We start from the raw sequence: 19,788 nt of genomic DNA, 5'->3' as shown, positions 1-19,788 counted from the left end.
AGCCCATTTGCTGGCTGCTAACATGGCAGCACAGAACTTATTATTGTCGAAAACTTCGACAACTGCGGATTAATTTAATGGCAATTTCAATTAAAACCCCTGAAGAAATCGAAAAAATGCGCGTCGCGGGCCGAATGGCCGCTGAAGTGCTGGAGATGATCGAACCTTACGTGAAACCGGGTGTGACCACCGGTGAGCTGGACCGCATCTGCCACGAGCATATTACCCAAAAGCAACAGGCAATCTCTGCCTGCCTCGGCTATCACGGCTTTCCAAAGTCGGTCTGCATCTCCGTTAACGAAGTGGTGTGCCACGGCATTCCCAGCGATGATCGCCCGTTAAAAGATGGCGATATCGTCAATATTGATGTCACCGTGATTAAAGATGAGTACCACGGCGACACCTCAAAGATGTTTATCGTCGGCAAGCCGACCATTCAGGGTGAACGCCTGTGCCGCGTCACGCAGGAGAGCCTCTATCTTTCCCTGCGTCTGATTAAGCCTGGCATTCGTCTGCGCGAGCTGGGCCGGGCTATCCAGAAGTATGTGGAAGCGAACGACTTCTCTGTCGTGCGTGAATATTGCGGTCATGGCATCGGCAAAGGCTTCCACGAAGAGCCGCAGGTGCTGCATTACGATGCCGATGATAGCGGCGTGGTACTGCAGGCGGGCATGACCTTTACGGTAGAACCGATGGTCAATGCCGGTGATTACCGCATCCGCACAATGAAAGATGGCTGGACGGTAAAAACCAAAGATCGCAGCTTGTCCGCACAGTATGAGCATACTATTGTGGTGACGGAAAACGGCTGTGAGATTTTAACCCTGCGTAAAGATGACACGATCCCTGCCGTGCTCGTTGCTGAAGGGTAATTTTCCTCACACAGATCAAGCCGGCGATGAGCCGGCTTTTTTTTGGCTAAAAAAGAGAAGAGCTGCATGAGTGTGAGTCTGTCAGAAGAGGTAAAAAACGGTCTGGTCGATTCGCCGGCCGAATGGGGTGACGACCAGCTGACCCGCGACATTCTGAAGCCGCGGCTGGAGCAGTTTCAGCAGCATCTGGCTGCCGCATTTGATACCGGTGAAGCCGTTGAGCCGCTGATTGATGCGCGTACCCTGTTTATTGACCGGCTACTACGTCGCCTGTGGCGCTTCTTTGGCTTTGATGCGATGCCCTCTATCGCGCTGGTCGCCGTGGGCGGCTATGGCCGTGCCGAACTGCATCCGCTCTCTGATATTGATGTGCTAATCCTTAGTCGACAGCCGCTGGACGAACAGGCCGCACAGCGCACCAGCGATCTGCTGACGCTGATGTGGGACCTCAAGCTGGAAGTAGGCCATAGCGTCCGCACGCTGGAAGAGTGTCTGCTGGAAGGACTGTCAGACCTTACCGTTGCCACTAACCTGATTGAGTCGCGGATGCTGACCGGAGACGTGGCGCTGTTTCTGGAGCTGCAGAAAAACATCTTCAGTGACGGCTTCTGGCCCTCATCCACCTTCTTTGCCGCCAAAATTGAAGAACAGCAGGAACGCCACACGCGTTACCACGGTACCAGCTATAACCTAGAGCCGGACATCAAGAGTAGTCCGGGTGGTCTGCGCGATATCCATACGCTGCAGTGGGTCGCCCGACGCCATTTTGGTGCCACAACGCTGGATGAGATGGTTGGCTTTGGTTTCCTCACCGACGCGGAGCGCAGCGAACTCAACGAATGCCAGGAATTTCTCTGGCGCATCCGCTTTGCCCTGCACCTCTCCCTGCCACGCTATGATAACCGCCTGCTGTTTGATCGCCAGCTCAGCGTGGCGCAGCGCCTGAATTACCAGGGTGAAGGCAATGAGCCGGTCGAGCGGATGATGAAAGATTTCTATCGCGTCACGCGGCGCATCGGCGAACTGAATCAGATGCTGCTGCAGCTGTTTGATGAGGCGATTCTGGCGCTCTCTACCAGCGAAAAACCGAGGCCTGTCGATGACGATTTCCAGCTGCGTGGCGATTTGATCGACCTGCGTGACGAAACGCTGTTCACCCGCGAACCGCAGGCAATTCTGCGCATGTTCTATGTCATGGTGCGTAACGACAGCATCAAAGGGATCTACTCCACTACCCTGCGTCATCTGCGCCATGCGCGTCGTCATCTTAAACAACCGCTGTGTCAGATTCCGGAAGCGCGACGCACCTTTATGTCGATTCTGCGCCATCCCGGCGCGGTCAGCCGGGCGCTGGTGCCGATGCACCGTCACAGTGTGTTATGGGCTTACACGCCGCTGTGGGGCCATATCGTCGGGCAGATGCAGTTCGATCTGTTCCACGCCTACACCGTGGATGAGCACACTATCCGCGTGCTGCAGAAGCTGGAAAGCTTTGCCAATGAAACCACGCGTCCGCAGCATCCGCTGTGCGTAGAGTTATGGCCGCGTCTGCCGCAGCAGGAGCTGTTGCTGATGGCAGCACTGCTGCACGACATTGCCAAAGGGCGCGGCGGCGATCACTCTATTCTCGGCGCACAGGATGCGCTCGATTTCGCTGAAATGCATGGCCTGAACTCGCGTGAAACACAGCTGGTGGCCTGGCTGGTTCGCCATCATCTGCTGATGTCGGTGACGGCGCAACGGCGCGATATTCAGGACCCGACGGTGATCCAGCAGTTCGCTGAGGTGATGCAGAATGAGAACCGGCTGCGCTATCTGGTTTGCCTGACCGTCGCCGATATCTGCGCCACCAACGAAAGCCTGTGGAACAGCTGGAAGCAGAGCCTGCTGCGCGAGCTGTTTTTCGCCACCGAGAAGCAGTTGCGACGCGGCATGGAAAACAGTCCGGACCTGCGTGAGCGGGTGCGTCACCATCGTCTGCAGGCACTGGCGCTGCTACGGATGGACAATATCGATGAAGAGCGCCTGCACCAGATCTGGAATCGCTGCCGCGCAGATTATTTCCTGCGCCACACGCCTAATCAGATTGCATGGCATGCCCGCCACTTACTGGTTCACGATCTGAAGAAACCGATGGTGCTGGTCAGCCCGCAGGCCACGCGCGGCGGAACCGAAATTTTCATCTGGAGCCCCGATCGTCCGCACCTGTTTGCCGCCGTAGCTGGAGAACTCGACCGCCGCAACCTCAGCGTCCACGACGCGCAGATCTTTACCAGCCGCGACGGCATGGCCATGGACACCTTTATTGTGCTGGAACCGGATGGCAGCCCACTGTCGCCGGATCGCCATCCGATGATCATTCAGGCGCTGGAGCAGGCGATCACCCAGTCTGACTGGGTGCCGCCGCGTACCCGCCGTCCATCAGCCAAACTCCGGCATTTCAGCGTGGATACAGAGGTCAATTTCCTGCCGACGCATACCGATCGTCGCAGCTACCTGGAGCTGGTGGCGCTGGATCAGCCTGGTCTGCTGGCGCGAGTCGGTGAAGTCTTTGCCGATCTCGGTGTGTCGCTGCACGGCGCACGCATCAGCACCATCGGCGAGCGGGTCGAAGATTTGTTTATTCTGGCCAACAGTGAACGTCAGGCGCTGGATGAAGAAATGCGTAAAGCGTTGCAACAACGGTTGACAGAGGCCCTTAATCCAAACGATAAAGTGTGACCAGACTCGATTTGTAAACATTAATCTCTTTACTTGTGTCGGGTTATTGCCCGGCATCGCACATGACAGATCAGGAAAAAAATATGCAACAGTTACAGAGCGTTATTGAATCCGCCTTCGAACGTCGCGCTGACATCACACCTGCCAGCGTTGACAGCGAAACCCGTGATGCCATCAACCAGGTGATCTCTCTGCTGGACAGCGGTGAGCTGCGCGTTGCTGAGAAGATCGACGGCGAGTGGGTAACGCATCAGTGGCTGAAGAAAGCAGTGCTGCTCTCTTTCCGCATCAATGACAATCAGGTAATGGAAGGTGCAGAAACCCGCTTTTACGACAAAGTGCCGATGAAGTTTGCCGGCTGGGATGAAACGCGTTTCAAAGCCGCAGGCTTCCGCGTCGTGCCGCCTGCGGCAGTGCGTCAGGGTGCCTATATCGCCCGCAACACGGTGCTGATGCCTTCTTACGTCAACATTGGCGCCTTCGTGGATGAAGGCACCATGGTAGACACCTGGGCGACTGTTGGCTCCTGTGCACAAATTGGTAAAAACGTTCACCTTTCTGGCGGCGTGGGTATCGGTGGCGTGCTGGAACCGCTGCAGGCCAACCCGACCATTATCGAAGACAACTGCTTCATTGGCGCACGCTCTGAAATCGTTGAAGGCGTGATTGTTGAAGAAGGCTCAGTGATCTCAATGGGCGTTTACATCGGTCAGAGTACTAAAATTTATGACCGCGAAACAGGCAAAGTACATTATGGTCGTGTGCCTGCTGGTTCCGTCGTAGTTTCAGGTAACCTGCCGTCCAAAGATGGCAGCTACAGCCTCTACTGTGCTGTGATCGTGAAGAAAGTGGATGCGAAAACGCTGGGAAAAACCGGTATCAACGAACTGCTGCGCACCATCGACTGATTGAACTGACGGGCTGGAAACCAGCCCGTCATCTTTTCTTTACACTCATTACCCAATAACATGATTCGCGCCGCGAATTAACTGGTGCGTTTAGTTTTTATCCAGGTCATAATCCGCGCCAGTTAAATCCTGTCGCGCAATGTTCATCCCGCTTATTTATGTCTACAGTTGACGGACGTCATGAACAAGTCTGCGCGCTTCTCACTTTTGATGGAAACAACGCTATGTATGACAATCTGAAAAGCTTAGGTATCAGTAACCCGGACGACATTGACCGCTACAGCCTGCGTCAGGAAGCCAATAACGACATTCTGAAGATCTACTTCCGTAAAGATAAAGGCGAGTTTTTCGCGAAGAGCGTTAAATTCAAATATCCGCGCCAGCGCAAAACTGTCGTTGCCGATCACGCGACTCAGGGCTACAAAGAAGTTCAGGAAATCAGCCCGAATCTGCGTTATGTCATCGATGAACTGGACCAGATTTGCCAGCGCGATCAGGTTGAAGTGGATCTGAAACGCAAAATTCTGGATGACCTGCGTCATCTGGAAAGCGTGGTCGCCCACAAGATCTCAGAAATTGAATCGGACCTCGAAAAATTAACCCGTAACAGCCGTTAATGTCCTGTCTGACAAGAGAGGCCAGCTTTGCTGGCCTTTTTTATGCCGCAAATCTTCTCCCTACCCCTGCTCATCCAGTTGCAAAGCCACATAGAGCAGTAGCCTGTCGTCAAAATGACCCAGATTCAGTCCGGTCAGCTCAGAAATCCGGTTCAGGCGGTACTCCAGCGTATTACGATGAATGAACAGCGCACGTGCGGTAGCGCTCGGCTGGACGTTATGGGTGAACCAGGCGATTAACGTGCGGCGCAGCAAACCGTTGTTATCCATGCTCTTGAGCTTCGCCAGCGGCCGGGCCAGCTCATTGGCCTGCCAGCCGCCGCGCAGGCTGTCGAGCAGCACCGGCAGCACCAGATCCTGATAAAAATAGCTGCGTACTTCAGGCATACGCTGCTTGCCCACCATCATGGTGGTGCGCGCCGTCCGATAAGAACGTGCAATGCTGCCCGGCCCGGTAAAGAAGTTACCCAGCGCGATACGCATCCGAAGATGACCACTCTCTTTCATCCGCTGCAGCAGCTGCTCGACGCGGCGGCGATGATCATCCTGATCGTAACGTCCATGCCCATTCAGGGCCGGTTTCAGCACCACCATTTCGGTCAGTGACACAATAGCGATCAGATTATCGCGCTCCGGTGTGGTCAGCAGCGTTTGCAACTGCTGTAGCTCTGACATCGCGCTGTCGACGCCAAGCTGACCGCTATCCACCTCCAGAACGGCCACCACACGCGGTTGATTGAGATCGATGCCAAGCCGCTGAGCCCATTCGGTCAGCTGTGGCGACAGGGTATCGCTGCGGATGAGATTCAGCACCAGCTCTTCACGCAGACGGCTGTCCTGTGCCAGCATATGCAGAAGCCGTGCCTGCTCCAGCATCATCTCTGCGGTCATGCAGACCAGCTCGCCATAATGCCGCAATGCCAGCGGCTCGCCGGTCAGGCCAATCACCCCGACGATGTCACCATCAATGCGCAGCGGCAGGTTAATGCCGGGCCGTACGCCATGAAGGTGTTTAGCCACGGCTTCATCGATGTCGACTACGCGGCCCTGCGAAAGCACCAGTAGCGCACCTTCGTGCAACTCCCCAATGCGTTCCCGGTCACCGCTGCCGATAATGCGGCCCCGCGCATCCATCACATTGACATTGCTGTCAATAATTTTCATGGTGCGCGCCACGATATCCTGTGCCAGCCGGGCATCAAGGTGATAGGTAGCCATCCATTACTCCTGAAAAAGAGGGGGAGAAACAGAATACGCATGGAAAGCAGGCAGAACATTGTGCATTTGCACAGAGCCAGGCGGTCATTTGCCGAATTTGCGGTGAGCATCACACTCTGCCAGGGCAAATGCCGGGCATAAAAAAGGCGGACCCTGGTCCGCCTCTTCATCAGTGGTCGTTCCGTTACTGCATCAGCAGGTAGATACTGCTGTCGCCGCGCTTCACATTCAGTGCCAGAACAGCTGGTTTGGTATCGAGAACTTTGCGCAGCTCGCCGAGGTTGGTTACCGGCTGCTGGTTAACGCCCTGAATCACATCACCCTTCTTCAGGCCGATACGCGCTGCGGCACTGCCGGCTTTCACATTATCAACGCGAACGCCTTTATCGCCGGTTTCAACATTGCTGAGGTCAGCCCCTTCAATGCCGTTGTAGATGGTGGCGGACTGCACTTTCGCCTGGCTGCTCTGCTGCAACTGAACAGAAACATCGACCGGTTTGCCGTCACGCAGCAGGCCCAGTTTCAGGGTGGTGCCAACCGGCAGTGAACCGACTTCTGCACGCAGTGAAGCAAAGCTGCTCAGCGGTTTGCCATTCATGGAGACAATCACGTCACCCGCTTTGATGCCCGCTTTCGCAGCTGCAGAGTCTGGCAGTACCTGGCTGACAAACGCACCACGCTGTGCGTCGACTTTCATCGCTTTTGCCAGTTCGGAGTTCAGTTCCGTGCCCTGCACACCCAGCTCGCCGCGTTTCACCTGTCCAAACTCAACCATCTGCGCCGTCAGGTTTTTCACCATGTTGCTCGGAATTGCAAAGCCGATACCGATATTGCCGCCATCCGGTGCCAGAATAGCGGTGTTAATCCCAATCAGTTCACCGTTGAGGTTAACCAGCGCACCACCGGAGTTGCCCCGGTTAATCGCCGCATCCGTCTGGATAAAGTTTTCGTAATTTTCTACATTCAGGCCGCTGCGTCCCAGTGCCGAAACGATACCGGAGGTCACGGTTTCACCCAGTCCATACGGGTTACCGATTGCCACGGTGTAGTCACCGACGCGCAGATTGTCGGAGTCAGCAATTTTCACGGCGGTCAGATTTTTGGCTTCCTGTAGCTGAACCAGTGCAATGTCAGAGCTGGGATCTTTACCGATGACTTTTGCATCATAGCGACGGCCGTCGCTGAGCTGCACCTGAATTTTGGTGGCATTATTTACGACGTGGTTATTGGTCACCACATAGCCTTTTTCGGCATTGATGATCACGCCCGATCCCAGCGCACGGAATTTTTCCTGCTGGGTATCAGGGGCAAGTCCGCTACCGTTACCGCCTGCACCGTCACCGTTCTGGCACAGGGGTGAACCCTGGAACGGTGAACCGTCCTGACAGAACGGCGAATTGTCGCCAAAAAATTGCTGAAACTGCTGTGGCATGCGTGGCGTTTTTACTGTGGTAGTGCCCTCAACGCTGATACTGACCACAGACGGCATCACTTTTTCCAGCATGGGAGCCAGGCTTGGCAGTTGCTGGCTTTCGGAAGAGGCCGTTTGCGCAGCAGAAACAGTAACAGGGGCGAGCGCCATGCTCAGGCTCAATGCCAGCGCACTTAACACTAAAGTCTTTTTTTTCATTTTTCGTTTCTCAATAAGATTACTGTTCAGACCATTGCTGTGGTCGAAAGGTGAGATAAATGTTTTAGCGCGAAGTTCCTTTAAAAGTTTAAGCCAAAGGTAAAAATTTATTCGCGCTCTTTACAATCGGCGGCTTATTCTACTGCCATCAGCCGCCGGTACTCATCCCAGGCATAGAGATCGGTCATACCGCTAATATAATCCTGAATAAGCCGGAAGCGATAATAACGCTCCCACAACAGCCGCTGATATTTATGCTCCACAACCAGATTACGCATCTTGTGCAAATAGGCTTTACGGTGTTTCCCGGAGAGCTTATGGAAAAGCCGCGTTTCAATCGGGTGCTGGCGCAGGAAGTCTTCATTCATCAGCGTGGTAAAGGCTTCATAATTAAGGCGCATCAGCGGCTGATAGATCTCCAGCAGCCCTTTAATCACGCGGTAACCCTGCAGTTCCAGCTGCTCAACTTCGGAGTGATTAAACACCTGCTGGCGCGCAACGGTCTTAAACAGTTGCAGTAAACGCCCTTCTTCACCCTCATCTTCCAGCAGTGCATGGTTAAAACTTCCCTCGAATATTGCAGGCAGATTATCAACAAAACGTTTCACCGCGTAACTGACCAGCACGCTCTGAACATTTACGCGTAATGACATAAAAAATTGATCGCTGCGGCTGCGGCGTTTTTTACTGCAGGCTTCCCGCCAGGCTTCGCCAATAGTCCGGCTAAAGGCGTCATTATTTTTCACCGGCCCCCAGGCTTTACTGAGAAATTCAAACAAACTCTCAACATTAAAAATATCTTTTTCTACAGCGTCGTCCAAATCGGCAATACAATAGGAGATATCATCTGCGGCTTCCATTATATAGGTGAGCGGAAATCGGTGGTGTTCTTCCATATTGGTGGCAGCACGCAGGTCGGCAATATAATCCTGCTCAGAGAGATAAAAACCGGGTTTCTTCATTAACACGCTAAATTCGGCGGGCTTTTCACCCTGCCACCAGGCAGGAGCAGTATATTTGAGGATACAGGCGACCTGAGAATAACTGAGATTGAGTTGCAGCAGCGTATGCACCATACGGATAGCCTGCGCGTTGCCCTCAAAATGGCAGAGATCCTGGCGTATCATGGCGTTCAGCTCATCAAAGGCTTTGCGCTGCGCATCCCCTTCAACGCCCGCCACCAGCGGATCGACCAGCTCGGCAGCGAGGTTCTCTTCAAACCAGTCGTTAATAGCTGCCTCGCCAAAATGACCAAACGGCGGATTGCCCACGTCATGCAGCAGACACGCCATTTCGATCAGGCTTTCAAATGCGCCTTCAAGCTCATCCAGACCATACTGCGCCAGCCCGCCCTGCATCTTCAGGGTTTGCAGGATCTCTTTGGTGATGTAGCGTCCGGTCTGCTGCACCTCCAGCGAGTGTGTCAGTCGGGAACGGACAGCGGCATTGCGCTCCAGCGGAAAAACCTGCGTTTTCTGTTGCAGTCGCCGGATGGCGGCGGAGTTGATAATCCGTCCACGGTCGCTCTCAAAATGGCGGGTAATATAATATTCGCCTTCCGGATCTTTTCGACTGGTATAAGGGCGCGAGAAGCTGATCTTCTTCCTGAAATTGATCGCCGACATGAATTACCCCTGACTTTTTCGTGAATTAATCCCCTGAATGCCATGGTAGACTATGCCCTAAATTTTGATTCTTTACATTAGCGGAACTCACTATGAAAGCAGGCATTATTGGCGCGATGGAGCAGGAAGTCACACTGCTGCGCGACAAAATTGAAAACCGTCAAACGCTGTCGCTGGCGGGTTGTGAAATCTATACCGGCACCCTGCAGGGCGTTGAGGTGGCACTGCTGAAATCGGGCATTGGTAAAACCTCTGCGGCGCTGGGCACCACGCTGCTGCTGCAGCTCTGCAAACCCGATGTGGTGATCAACACCGGTTCGGCGGGCGGTTTATCGCCGTCGCTCAGCGTCGGCGATATCGTGGTGTCAGACGAAGTGCGTTATCACGATGCGGATGTCACCGCATTTGGTTACGAGCCGGGTCAGATGGCGGGTTGTCCGGCCGCATTTGTGGCAGACAGCAAGCTGATTGCTGCGGCGGAAGCCTGCATTAAGCAACTGGACCTGAATGCCGTACGCGGTCTGGTGGTGAGCGGTGATGCCTTTATCAATGGTGCCGAACCGCTGGCACGCATTCGCAACCTGTTCCCGCAGGCGATTGCCGTTGAGATGGAAGCAACCGCTATCGGTCACGTCTGTCATCAGTTCCAGGTACCGTTTGTGGTGGTCCGTGCGATTTCCGACGTGGCCGATAAGGAATCTCACCTCAGCTTTGATGAGTTCTTAAGCGTAGCGGCAAAGCAATCTTCGCTGTTGGTGGAGAACCTGCTGGCGCATCTGGCGCGTGGCTAAAACGCTGCTTTTCTGCTGGCTGCTGCTGTTGAGCGGCAGCCTGCTTGCCTCCCCGCCCCGTGTTATCACCCTCGCTCCCCACCTTACCGAACTCGCCTTTGCTGCCGGGATTACGCCGATTGCGGTCAGTGCATGGTCTGACTATCCGCCACAGGCGAAAGAGATTGAACAGGTTGCCAACTGGCAGGGCATCAAGGCCGAACGCATTCTGCAGCTCAAACCGGATCTGGTCTTAGCCTGGCGAGGCGGTAATCCGCAGCGACAGATTGACCAGTTGCAGCAGCTCGGCGTACCGGTTAAATGGATTGATCCGCAGACGCTGGATGACATGTTCACAGCGCTGGCCGATCTGGGCCGCTGGAGCCCCAGCCCGGAACAGGCAAGCAGAGCTGCCCAGGCGTTACGGCAGCAGGAAGCCGCATTGCGTCAGCGCTATACTCACCTGACTGCGGTTCCGCTCTTTTTGCAGTTTGGACAGCAGCCACTCTTTACCGCCGCCAGAGCCACGCTGCAGAATGAGATAATTACATTATGCGGTGGCAGGAATATTTTTGCCGACAGTCGTGTCAGCTGGCCACAGGTCAGCCGTGAGCAGGTACTGATGCGCCATCCTCAGGCCGTTGTGACGGGTGGCAGTGCGCAGCAGGCGGAAAACATCCGTGTGTTCTGGCGACCGCAGCTGGATGTACCGGTGATTGCCATCAACGAGGACTGGCTTAGCCGGCCAGGCCCGCGACTGCTGCTGGCCGCGCAGCAACTCTGTGCGGCTCTGCATCCCGATGAATAAATCGGCGAATTAATTAAAGTCACTGCGATTTTTGCCGTTGATCAATACCAGAGACGAACGCGCCACGTATGCTCGCCGTCCTTTTAGCGCCCCGGCGCTTTTTTAAAACACCAGGAACCTTATATGACCAGAGCACTGCTGCTGGCCATAGGGCTGTCGATCGCCGGTTCTGCCTTTGCAGGATCGATAAATGGCTCTATTGGCGCCAGACTTGTCATCTATTCACGCTGTGAAATCAACACGGCTAACGGTCAGCCCGCGCCACAGATCAACTGCGGCAGACAGGCAAGCGCGCAGCCACGCGTAACCCATAGTCAGATTCAGTCGCAGGGAAGTGTGAAACAGAGTAACCGGCTGGTCACAATCGAGTGGTAAACGAGGCCGTCGCGATGACGGCCTTCATCATCAGATACTAAAGGAAGAGCCACAGCCACAGGTGGTTTTGGCATTTGGATTGGTCACGATAAAGCGTGAGCCTTCCAGACCTTCGGTGTAATCCACCGAACCGCCCACCAGATATTGCAGGCTCATCGGGTCAACCACCAGCGAGACGCCCTGCTTTTCGATCGTCATGTCGCCATCATTCAGTTGATCATCAAAGGTGAAGCCGTACTGGAAACCACTGCAACCGCCACCGGTGATATAGACGCGAAGTTTCAGCGCCGGGTTCTCTTCGTCGGCAATCAGGTTCTTCACCTTGGTGGCTGCGGCGTCGGTAAACTGCAACGGCAGTGCTACTACTTCATCACTCATGTTTTACTCCGGTAAACGCCCAGGTCAGAAAACGACCTTAATAACGCTATTATCAGCCAGCACCTCAGCGCAATCAAGCTCTGCCCTTCGCACTCTGTGCCGCTTTCACCTCTGTTAAGGGCGCCGCGGGTGAATCCGCCTTTCGTCTGCTGCCCCTCTTCCGTAGAATGGTGCAATATTTTTATGAACCGCTGGAGCCGAAAATGAGTAAGTCCGAACAACTGTTTGCCGAGGCACAACGCCTGATCCCGGGCGGGGTAAACTCGCCAGTACGCGCATTTACCGGCGTGGGCGGCGTTCCGCTGTTTATTGAACATGCTGATGGCGCGTATCTCTATGACGCCGATGGAAAAGTCTATATCGACTATGTTGGCTCATGGGGTCCGATGGTGCTGGGTCATAACAACGCGGCGATCCGTAATGCCGTGATCGAAGCGGCCCAGCGCGGCCTGAGCTTTGGCGCACCGACCGAAATGGAAGTGACCATGGCGCAACTGGTGTGTGAGCTGGTGACGTCTATGGAGATGGTGCGGATGGTCAACTCCGGCACCGAAGCAACCATGAGCGCGATTCGTCTGGCGCGTGGCTTTACGGGCCGCGATAAAATTATCAAGTTTGAAGGCTGCTATCACGGTCACGCCGATCATCTGCTGGTGAAAGCGGGTTCCGGTGCCTTAACGCTGGGTCAGCCAAACTCGCCGGGCGTACCGGCTGATTTCGCTAAACACACCCTGACCTGCACCTTTAACGACCTCGACTCGGTGCGCAGCGCCTTTGAGCAATATCCTGACGCCATCGCGGCCATCATCGTTGAGCCGGTCGCCGGCAACATGAACTGCATTCCGCCGCAGCCGGCGTTCCTGCCAGGCCTGCGTGCGCTCTGCGATGAGTTCGGCGCACTGCTGATTATTGATGAAGTGATGACCGGTTTCCGCGTGGCGCTGGGCGGCGCGCAGGCTCACTACAATGTGCGTCCTGACCTGACCTGTCTCGGAAAGATTATCGGTGGCGGGATGCCGGTTGGCGCATTTGGTGGCCGTCGCGACGTGATGGCTGCGCTGGCCCCGACCGGTCCGGTTTATCAGGCGGGTACGCTTTCCGGTAACCCCATTGCCATGGCCGCCGGTTTTGCCTGCCTGACACAGATCGCGCAGCCTGGCACGCACGACAAACTGGATGCCCTGACCCGCCAGCTGGCTGAGGGTCTGCGCGAAGCAGCCCAACAGCAAAATATCCCGCTGGTGATTAATCATGTGGGCGGGATGTTCGGCCTGTTCTTCACCGAGGCTGATAGCGTGACCTGTTATGCCGATGTGACCCGCTGCGATGTAGAGCGCTTTAAAACCTTCTTCCATCTGATGCTGGAGGAAGGTGTTTACTTTGCGCCATCAGCTTATGAGGCAGGCTTTATGTCGCTGGCGCACAGCGAAGAGGATATTCAGCGCACTGTCGACGCCGCGCGTCGTTGTTTCGCGAAGCTGTAATTGCGGCAGCGTTAGAGGCAAAGACCGGCAGCAGCACCCGGTCCAGGATCTCACAGCAACATAAAACTCAACGCGCAGGGAACACGGGCAGAGGAGGAAAGCGTCCCGCGCCTGGGACAAAAACGCCAGGCGTTTTTGAACAACGCAACGCGTTGGCCGGTTTACGGGCGCACCTCAGGGATGAGGTGCGTAATCGCGCGGGCCGAGCGTGTCAGGGATGACGGCTTTTGCGTCTTTACGATCTGACCGTGTTCCCTTCGCAGGCTCAGTCTCACAGCCAATCGGGCCAGACTTTGTTAGTAATCTCAGACCGGTTTGCGCTGGTCTTTTTTTAACCTGAACGCCGCAGCAGCCAGATAAAGTAAGGCGCACCTAAAAAGGTCGCCATCAGCCCGGCTGGGATTTGATCCGGGAATGCCAGCATTCGCCCGCACCAGTCAGCCAGTATCATCAATCCCCCGCCCAGCAATCCCGACAGCAGCAGTTGCGGCAAGGCCCGCCGGAACCCCAGCATCCGCGCCATATGCGGTGCCATCAGTCCGACAAAACTCAGCGGACCGATAGTCAGCGTCGCGCTGGCGGTCAGCGCGGCGGCCAGCAGCAGCAGACTCAGCCGCGCGGGCGTCAACGCCATGCCCGCCGAGCGTGCAGTCGCACTTCCCAGCGGCAGCAGCGTCAGCCAGCGACTGGCCAGCGGGGCCAGTGAGACCAGCACCAGCGCACAGAGGGCACTCAGAATCGCCTGACTGCCGCTGATGTTATAGGTCGAGCCGGAGATCCAGCTCAGCAGCCCGCCCATACGCGGATCGCCGCTGGCCAGCAGCAGCATCAGCAGGGTGACAAAGGCGCTGTTAAGCGCCATACCCGCCAGCAGCATCCGCTCCGGCGAGAAGCCGCCACGGCTGGCTACCGTTATAATCACCAGCAGCGTCAGTGCGGCACCCACAGCACCGGCGGGCAGCAGCCAGGCCATCGCATCGCCTGGCACAAAGAACATCATGACCACTATGCCGCAGGCAGCTCCGGAACTGATGCCCAGCACTTCCGGGCTGGCCATGGGATTGCCGGTCAGCCGCTGAATCAGACTCCCCGCCACGCCCAGCATCAGACCGGTTACCAGCGCCGCCAGCACGCGCGGCGCGCGCCACGGCAGCAGTGATTGCAGCATCTCGCCCGCTGACCAGATCCAACCCTGCGCATCACGTCCAAACGCGAGAGCTCCCCACCCCAGCAGCGCCAGAACAGCGAGACCGATCAGCGCCCAGCGCAGCAGGTTCTGTCGCTCGGCGGGCACATGGTCACCCTGATTCAGCGCGGGCGGCACTGAACCGGTGCGCAGTCGCGGCAGCAGCCACAGCAGAATCGGTACGCCAAGCAGGGCCGTGGCTGTGCCGGTCGGAATATCGCGCCAGTGCGTGCTGAGCCATAAGACGCAACTGTCCGCCAGCCACAGCAGCAGCGCGCCGGTAAACGGTGCCAGCAGCATCCTGCTGAGGAGTCGTCGTCCACCCAGCAGCTTTGCCAGCAGCGGCGCAAACAGCCCGATAAAGCCGATGATACCGGCGATATTCACCAGCTGTGCGCTGAGCAGAATCGCCAGTCCAAGGCCACCAATACGCGCCACAGAGAGCGCCAGACCCAGGTTTTTCGCGACACCATCATCCAGCCCCATCAGCGTCAGCGGACGCAGCAGCGCCAGTGTCAGCACAAACGCCAGCAGCAGACGCGGCCAGAGTTGCTGTACGTTTTCCCAGCTCATCTGATTCAGCGCGCCGGTGCTCCACAGAAACATGTTCTGCAGCTGATCGTGATTGAAGATAGCGAAGATTTGATTCACCGCGCCGCTGTACAGGCTCAGCACCAGCCCGGCCAGAATCAGCGTCACCGGCGACAGACGTTTGCCCCAGGCCACACCAAACACCAGCGCGCCCACCAGCAGCGCACCGCTAAGCGCGGCAAACTGCTGGGTCATGGCCCCGCCGGGCAGATGCCACAGCGTTGCCACGGTAATCCCCAGCTGCGCGCCGGAAGAGACACCCAGCGTGGTCGGCTCCGCCAGTGGGTTGCGCAGGATCTGCTGAAACAGCAGACCGGCAAGACCCAGTCCGGCACCCACCAGCAGCGCCAGCGCCGTGCGCGGCAGCAGGCTGTAGTGAAACACCATCTGCGGCAGACTATCGACGGCTGGTGACCAGAATGCCTGCCACCATTCAGCCTGTGGCAGTGCCTGGTGCAGATTAACCAGCGTCAGGCTGAGTGAGAGCAGAAACAGCAGGCTGAGGAGGCCTGCGGGAAACAGAGCATGGCGCATCAGTGCGTCTCCAGCGCGCGTTCCAGCACGCGAACAAAGTGCAGCGCCGAGAGCGTTGCACCGTAATACCAGACCGCCGGGACGCGCTGAAAGCGTCCAGTGCGGAGAAACGGCATGGCCTGCCACAGCGGACTGCGCATCAGCTGCTGCATCTCCACGTCATTGTCATGATCGAAACAGATAACATCTACCTCCCCGGCCTGCGCCAGCTGTTCGATGCCGATCACTGCGCTGCCCCAGAAATTGGTTTCGCCCTGCCAGCCATTTTTCAGGCCCAGCAGGGTCATCACTTCCAGGAACAGACTGTTTTTACCGAAGGTAATGGCGTGACGACTGTCGAGCAGCGACATCAGCAGAAGCGTGCGTCCGGCATAGGGTGCCAGCCGCTCACGCGCCGCCGCCAGCTGATCATCGACCTCGCGCAGATGCTGCTCCGCCCGCTCGCTTAATCCCAGGCGCGCTGCCAGCTGACGCAACGATGCGCGCGCGGCGGTGAAGGGTTTTCCGTCGCCGCTGTGAAGATCAAAGCCCATGATGGGTGCGATGCGCGTCAGTTTCTCTTTGGGCGGGCCGTAGCCATTAGAGCAGAGGATCAGCGACGGCTGCATTTGCGCCATCAGCTCAAGATTGGGTTCGGTGCGCAGGCCGACGTCGATCACGTCCGCAGGCAGCTTCGGCTCACCTACCCAGATGTTGTAGTTGTGCAGATCGGCCACGCCCCAGGGCGTAACGCCCAACGCAATCAGCAGTTCGGTGGGTAACCACTCCAGTGCAATAATCCGACCCGGATCCGGCGTGGCAGCACGCAGAGGAAGCGCACAGAACAGTGGCGAGGCCGCCAGCGCCAGCAACAGTCGGCGGCGATAAAGATCGGGCATCATCCTTTCCTTAACAGACAAAACTGACCGGCGCGCCGCCCTGCGGGTGCGGTAAAATGCCCATTGGAATGCCATAAATTGCACCCAGTACCTCAGGCTGCATAATTGCTCCGGCGTCACCTCCGGCAATCATCGCACCCTGACGCAGCGCCACCAGATGATCGCAGTAGCGTGCCGCCATGTTGATATCGTGCAGCACCGCAATCACGGTCAGGCCGCGCTGCTGGCTCAGGTCTTTTATCAGCGCCAGCACCTCCACCTGATGGGCAATATCCAGCGCCGAGGTCGGTTCATCCAGCAGCAGACAGCGGCTGTTCTGCGCCACCATCATCGCCAGCCAGGCGCGCTGACGCTCACCGCCTGACAGACTGTCCACCAGCCGACCGGCAAAGGGCTTTAGCCCGACCTGCGCAATCGCATCCTCTACCCTATCGCGATCCTCCTGAACAAAGCGCCCCAGCGCCCCGTGCCAGGGATAGCGGCCAATCGCTACCAGCTCACGCACCGTCATCCCTTCGGCGGCCGGTAACTGCTGCGGCAGATAGGCCACCTCGCGGGCAAAGGCTTTACTGTTCCAGCGCCCGACGGGCTGCTGATTCAGCAAAACCTCTCCACTGCTGGCCGCATGATGGCGACCCAGCATTTTCAACAGCGTCGATTTGCCCGAGCCATTGTGGCCAATCAGCGCGGTCATTTTACCCGGTGGAAAAGTCAGCGACAGGGGCTGGAGGAGAGTGCGGCCGGGCACTTCGAAACTGGCATTCTCCAGCCTGAAGGTTGCCTCTTCTGCGTGCGGATGCGGCATGGTTATCCCTGTGAACGGGCGCCTAAGCGCCCGGTTAAATCAGAATCTGAAGGTCGCGGTGCCGACAATCTGGCGTTCCGCACCCCAGTAGCAGGCGTATTCACGGTAGCAGCTGGCGACATACTCGCGGTTGAACAGATTGTTAACGTTAACACCCACTGTCGAGCCTGGCAGACCGAAACGACCCAGATCATACTTCAGCGCCGCATCCACCGTGGTGTAACCGGCTACCTTAAAGTTCTGGTTCGAGAGTCCAGCAGAGGTATTAGTTGGGGTTTCAGCATACAGCCCCTGGCTTTCACCCACGTAACGGACCCCAGCGCCGATCGTCACCCCTGACAAAGCTGTCTCGTGGAAGGTGTAGTCGCTCCACAGTGAGGCCATATGTTTCGGCACCTGCACCGGCGTTTTGCCTTTAAGCGACGTGTCTTCAGTATATTCCGCATCGGTGTAGGTGTAGGAGGCCGTCAGGTTAACGTTGGCATTGAGCGCCGCTTTAGCTTCCAGCTCTACGCCCCGTGACCGGATTTCACCGCTCTGAACGCTGAAAAAAGCTCTGTCTGGATCGGAATCGGCAGTCAGATTTTTGGTTTTGGTCAGCTGGTAAAGCGCTGCGGTGAGCACCACCGGACGATCTTTCGGTACATATTTCACGCCCGCTTCATACTGCTTAGCGCGTGACGGATCAAATGCCTGACCCTCATAGGTTGAACCCGCATTCGGAATAAAGGCTTCACTGTAGCTGAAGTAAGGCGCGATTCCGTTATCAAACACATAGTTCAGACCCCCACGCCAGGTAAAGGCCTGATCGTTCTGGCGATCAACGCTATTCGCCACCCGATCGTAAACCGAGGTCATGGCGTAGTCGTAGCGGCCACCCAGTGTCAGCACCCAGCGGTTCCATTCCATCTGATCCTGTGCATAGAGGCCGGTCTGACGCTGCTTATTCAGATGCTGATAAGGATCGGCAAATGGCGTTACGCCGTTATCGCCATATTGCGGATTAACTGCATTCAGGCTGGAAGCAGTGCCAAACTGTGCGTCGATATCATTGCGGGTACGCTGGAAGTCCACGCCCAACAGCAGCGTATGATCAACCTGGCCGGTGGCGAATTTCGCCTGCGCCTGGGTATCGACCGCCAACTGGTTGAGCGTCTCTTCTGAAACTGCCGAACCGCGCGTGATTTGCTGAGTCTCCGGCAGGAAACCATTGCCATAGATACTGCGGTAATCGGTGCGCAGGTCGGCGTAACGCAGGTTCTGGCGCAGCGTCCAGGTGTCGTTAAGGCTGTGCTCGGCGTTATAGCCCACCATTTTGGTAGTGCGTGAAATCTTATTGCTCTGCTCGCCTTCGTCGAAGTCGGTCGGCAGTTTGTACTGGCTGCCATCGGCACGGGTGATCGGCACCACAGTGCCCTGACGCGGCAGCCAGCCGTAATAACCAGTTTCTGGCTCGTTCTGGAAATAGGTCAGCAGATCAATGCGGGTGCGATCGTCGGGACGCCAGCTGAATGACGGAGCGATAGTGTAGCGCTTCTCTTTGTTCATCGACTGCTGCGCATCCTGACTGCGCGCCTGACCGGTCAGGCGATAGCTGTAGACGCCGTTATCATCCAGCGCGCCGCCAAAATCAAAGCCGGTCGAAAAAAGGTTGTCGTTGCCCATCTGGAACTGTACTTCGCGCAGCGTTTCCTGGGTTGGACGCTTGCTCACCAGCGAGACCACACCGCCCGGATTGCTTTTGCCATAGAGCACCGACACCGGACCGCGCAGCAGTTCGGCGCGCTCCAGGAAATAGGGGTCGATGGCAAACTCAGAGTAATTATCTCCCTGCAGCTTCAGGCCATCCAGATACTGATTGGTATTGGTTTCGCTGAAGCCGCGAATGGATAACGCATCAATCACATCTGAGCTGCCACGGTTACCGGTCAGCACGCCAGGCGTATAGTTAAACGCCCCTTTCACGCTGGTCACGTTGCGCATCTCCATCTCTTCGCGGGTAACCACGGAAACAGACTGCGGATTTTTTTCAATCGGTGTGTCAGTTTTGGTGCCCGTGGCGCTGCGTTTCGCCGCCACGGTCGGTGCCGGCCCCCAGGCGCTTTCCGCCTCGACGCCGCTGCCGCCATCCGCCGAGACCACCATGGTCTCCGTCTGCGCAGCATAAAGCGAGGAGCTCAGGCTCAGTGAAATCATGACGCCCAGAAGCGGCCGGGAAAATGTTTTTTTGGTGTTGTCTGCAAAAGTCGTTCGCGCATTCATAAAAAGGTGTCTCTTAAAATAGGCTCAGGCGAGCGAATCGAAACGATAATGATTATTATAACGGATTAGATAATATGCGAACTTCAGCGACGACTGCAAGCAGAAATCCCAGCAGTGACGCCGTTT

16 protein-coding genes are annotated in these 19,788 nt (G+C 56.6%); 8 read left to right on the top strand and 8 right to left on the bottom strand.

Translation table 11 applies throughout. The annotated features are described in order from the left end of the window. Positions 1-77: 77 nt before the first annotated feature. From map to NIM72_RS15735, 4 genes are all read left to right on the top strand, one after another. The gene (map, locus tag NIM72_RS15750; RefSeq protein ID WP_161735485.1) at positions 78-872 is read left to right on the top strand and encodes a type I methionyl aminopeptidase; all 795 of its coding nucleotides are present in this window, start codon (positions 78-80) and stop codon (positions 870-872) included. A 66-nt stretch (positions 873-938) separates the two neighbouring features. After that, positions 939-3,593 (top strand): bifunctional uridylyltransferase/uridylyl-removing protein GlnD, encoded by a 2,655-nt coding sequence (gene glnD, locus NIM72_RS15745; RefSeq protein ID WP_222924511.1) that lies wholly within the window; start codon positions 939-941, stop codon positions 3,591-3,593. Between the two features lie 83 nt (positions 3,594-3,676). Further along, positions 3,677-4,501, top strand: a complete 825-nt coding sequence (gene dapD / locus NIM72_RS15740) for a 2,3,4,5-tetrahydropyridine-2,6-dicarboxylate N-succinyltransferase (protein WP_161735481.1) — start codon at positions 3,677-3,679, stop codon at positions 4,499-4,501. Between the two features lie 224 nt (positions 4,502-4,725). Further along, the gene (locus NIM72_RS15735) at positions 4,726-5,118 is read left to right on the top strand and encodes a DUF3461 family protein (protein ID WP_033731626.1); all 393 of its coding nucleotides are present in this window, start codon (positions 4,726-4,728) and stop codon (positions 5,116-5,118) included. A gap of 60 nt (positions 5,119-5,178) precedes the next feature. Here the strand turns inward: NIM72_RS15735 and NIM72_RS15730 are convergent, their stop codons facing one another. From NIM72_RS15730 to dgt, 3 genes are all read right to left on the bottom strand, one after another. After that, positions 5,179-6,336, bottom strand: a complete 1,158-nt coding sequence (locus tag NIM72_RS15730; protein WP_013356833.1) for a CdaR family transcriptional regulator — start codon at positions 6,334-6,336, stop codon at positions 5,179-5,181. A gap of 184 nt (positions 6,337-6,520) precedes the next feature. Then, positions 6,521-7,966 (bottom strand): serine endoprotease DegP, encoded by a 1,446-nt coding sequence (degP, locus tag NIM72_RS15725; protein ID WP_161735480.1) that lies wholly within the window; start codon positions 7,964-7,966, stop codon positions 6,521-6,523. Positions 7,967-8,100: 134 nt separating this feature from the next. Continuing rightward, positions 8,101-9,591: a dGTPase gene (gene dgt, locus NIM72_RS15720; RefSeq protein WP_161735478.1), complete on the bottom strand. Its 1,491-nt coding sequence runs from the start codon at positions 9,589-9,591 to the stop codon at positions 8,101-8,103. 92 nt (positions 9,592-9,683) lie between these two features. Here dgt and mtnN point away from each other — a divergent pair, with 92 nt between their 5' ends. The 3 genes from mtnN (at position 9,684) to NIM72_RS15705 (ending at position 11,544) form a co-directional block, all read left to right on the top strand. After that, entirely contained in the window at positions 9,684-10,382 is a 699-nt protein-coding gene (mtnN, locus tag NIM72_RS15715; RefSeq protein WP_161735476.1) for a 5'-methylthioadenosine/S-adenosylhomocysteine nucleosidase, read from the top strand. Then, complete coding sequence (gene btuF, locus NIM72_RS15710) at positions 10,375-11,169, top strand: vitamin B12 ABC transporter substrate-binding protein BtuF (RefSeq protein WP_161735474.1); 795 nt, start codon at positions 10,375-10,377, stop codon at positions 11,167-11,169. Before mtnN ends, btuF begins: the two co-directional genes overlap by 8 nt. A gap of 123 nt (positions 11,170-11,292) precedes the next feature. Continuing rightward, positions 11,293-11,544, top strand: coding sequence for a hypothetical protein (locus tag NIM72_RS15705; RefSeq protein ID WP_161735472.1), 252 nt, complete (start codon positions 11,293-11,295; stop codon positions 11,542-11,544). A 30-nt stretch (positions 11,545-11,574) separates the two neighbouring features. Here the strand turns inward: NIM72_RS15705 and erpA are convergent, their stop codons facing one another. Continuing rightward, positions 11,575-11,922 (bottom strand): iron-sulfur cluster insertion protein ErpA, encoded by a 348-nt coding sequence (gene erpA / locus NIM72_RS15700; RefSeq protein WP_008925625.1) that lies wholly within the window; start codon positions 11,920-11,922, stop codon positions 11,575-11,577. A gap of 203 nt (positions 11,923-12,125) precedes the next feature. On the opposite strand from erpA, the gene hemL reads away from it, so the two are divergent. Next, positions 12,126-13,406, top strand: a complete 1,281-nt coding sequence (gene hemL, locus NIM72_RS15695) for a glutamate-1-semialdehyde 2,1-aminomutase (protein WP_161735470.1) — start codon at positions 12,126-12,128, stop codon at positions 13,404-13,406. A gap of 331 nt (positions 13,407-13,737) precedes the next feature. Here hemL and fhuB read toward each other — a convergent pair whose 3' ends face one another. The 4 genes from fhuB to fhuA are packed head-to-tail and all read right to left on the bottom strand — an operon-like array spanning position 13,738 to position 19,662. Continuing rightward, positions 13,738-15,717 (bottom strand): Fe(3+)-hydroxamate ABC transporter permease FhuB, encoded by a 1,980-nt coding sequence (gene fhuB / locus NIM72_RS15690; protein WP_161731521.1) that lies wholly within the window; start codon positions 15,715-15,717, stop codon positions 13,738-13,740. Then, on the bottom strand, positions 15,717-16,595 hold the full coding sequence (gene fhuD, locus NIM72_RS15685; protein WP_161731737.1) for a Fe(3+)-hydroxamate ABC transporter substrate-binding protein FhuD: 879 nt from the start codon (positions 16,593-16,595) through the stop codon (positions 15,717-15,719). The genes fhuB and fhuD overlap by 1 nt, the downstream gene beginning before the upstream one ends. A gap of 10 nt (positions 16,596-16,605) precedes the next feature. Beyond that, positions 16,606-17,400 (bottom strand): Fe3+-hydroxamate ABC transporter ATP-binding protein FhuC, encoded by a 795-nt coding sequence (gene fhuC / locus NIM72_RS15680; RefSeq protein ID WP_161731523.1) that lies wholly within the window; start codon positions 17,398-17,400, stop codon positions 16,606-16,608. Positions 17,401-17,439: 39 nt separating this feature from the next. After that, the gene (gene fhuA, locus NIM72_RS15675) at positions 17,440-19,662 is read right to left on the bottom strand and encodes a ferrichrome porin FhuA (protein ID WP_253421120.1); all 2,223 of its coding nucleotides are present in this window, start codon (positions 19,660-19,662) and stop codon (positions 17,440-17,442) included. Positions 19,663-19,788 lie beyond the last annotated feature (126 nt).

The organism is Pantoea sp. B550 (assembly GCF_024158165.1).
GTDB lineage: Bacteria > Pseudomonadota > Gammaproteobacteria > Enterobacterales > Enterobacteriaceae > Pantoea > Pantoea alfalfae.
Note: the sequence above shows the minus strand (reverse complement) of the source record. Positions and strands in the feature narration are given on the sequence as shown.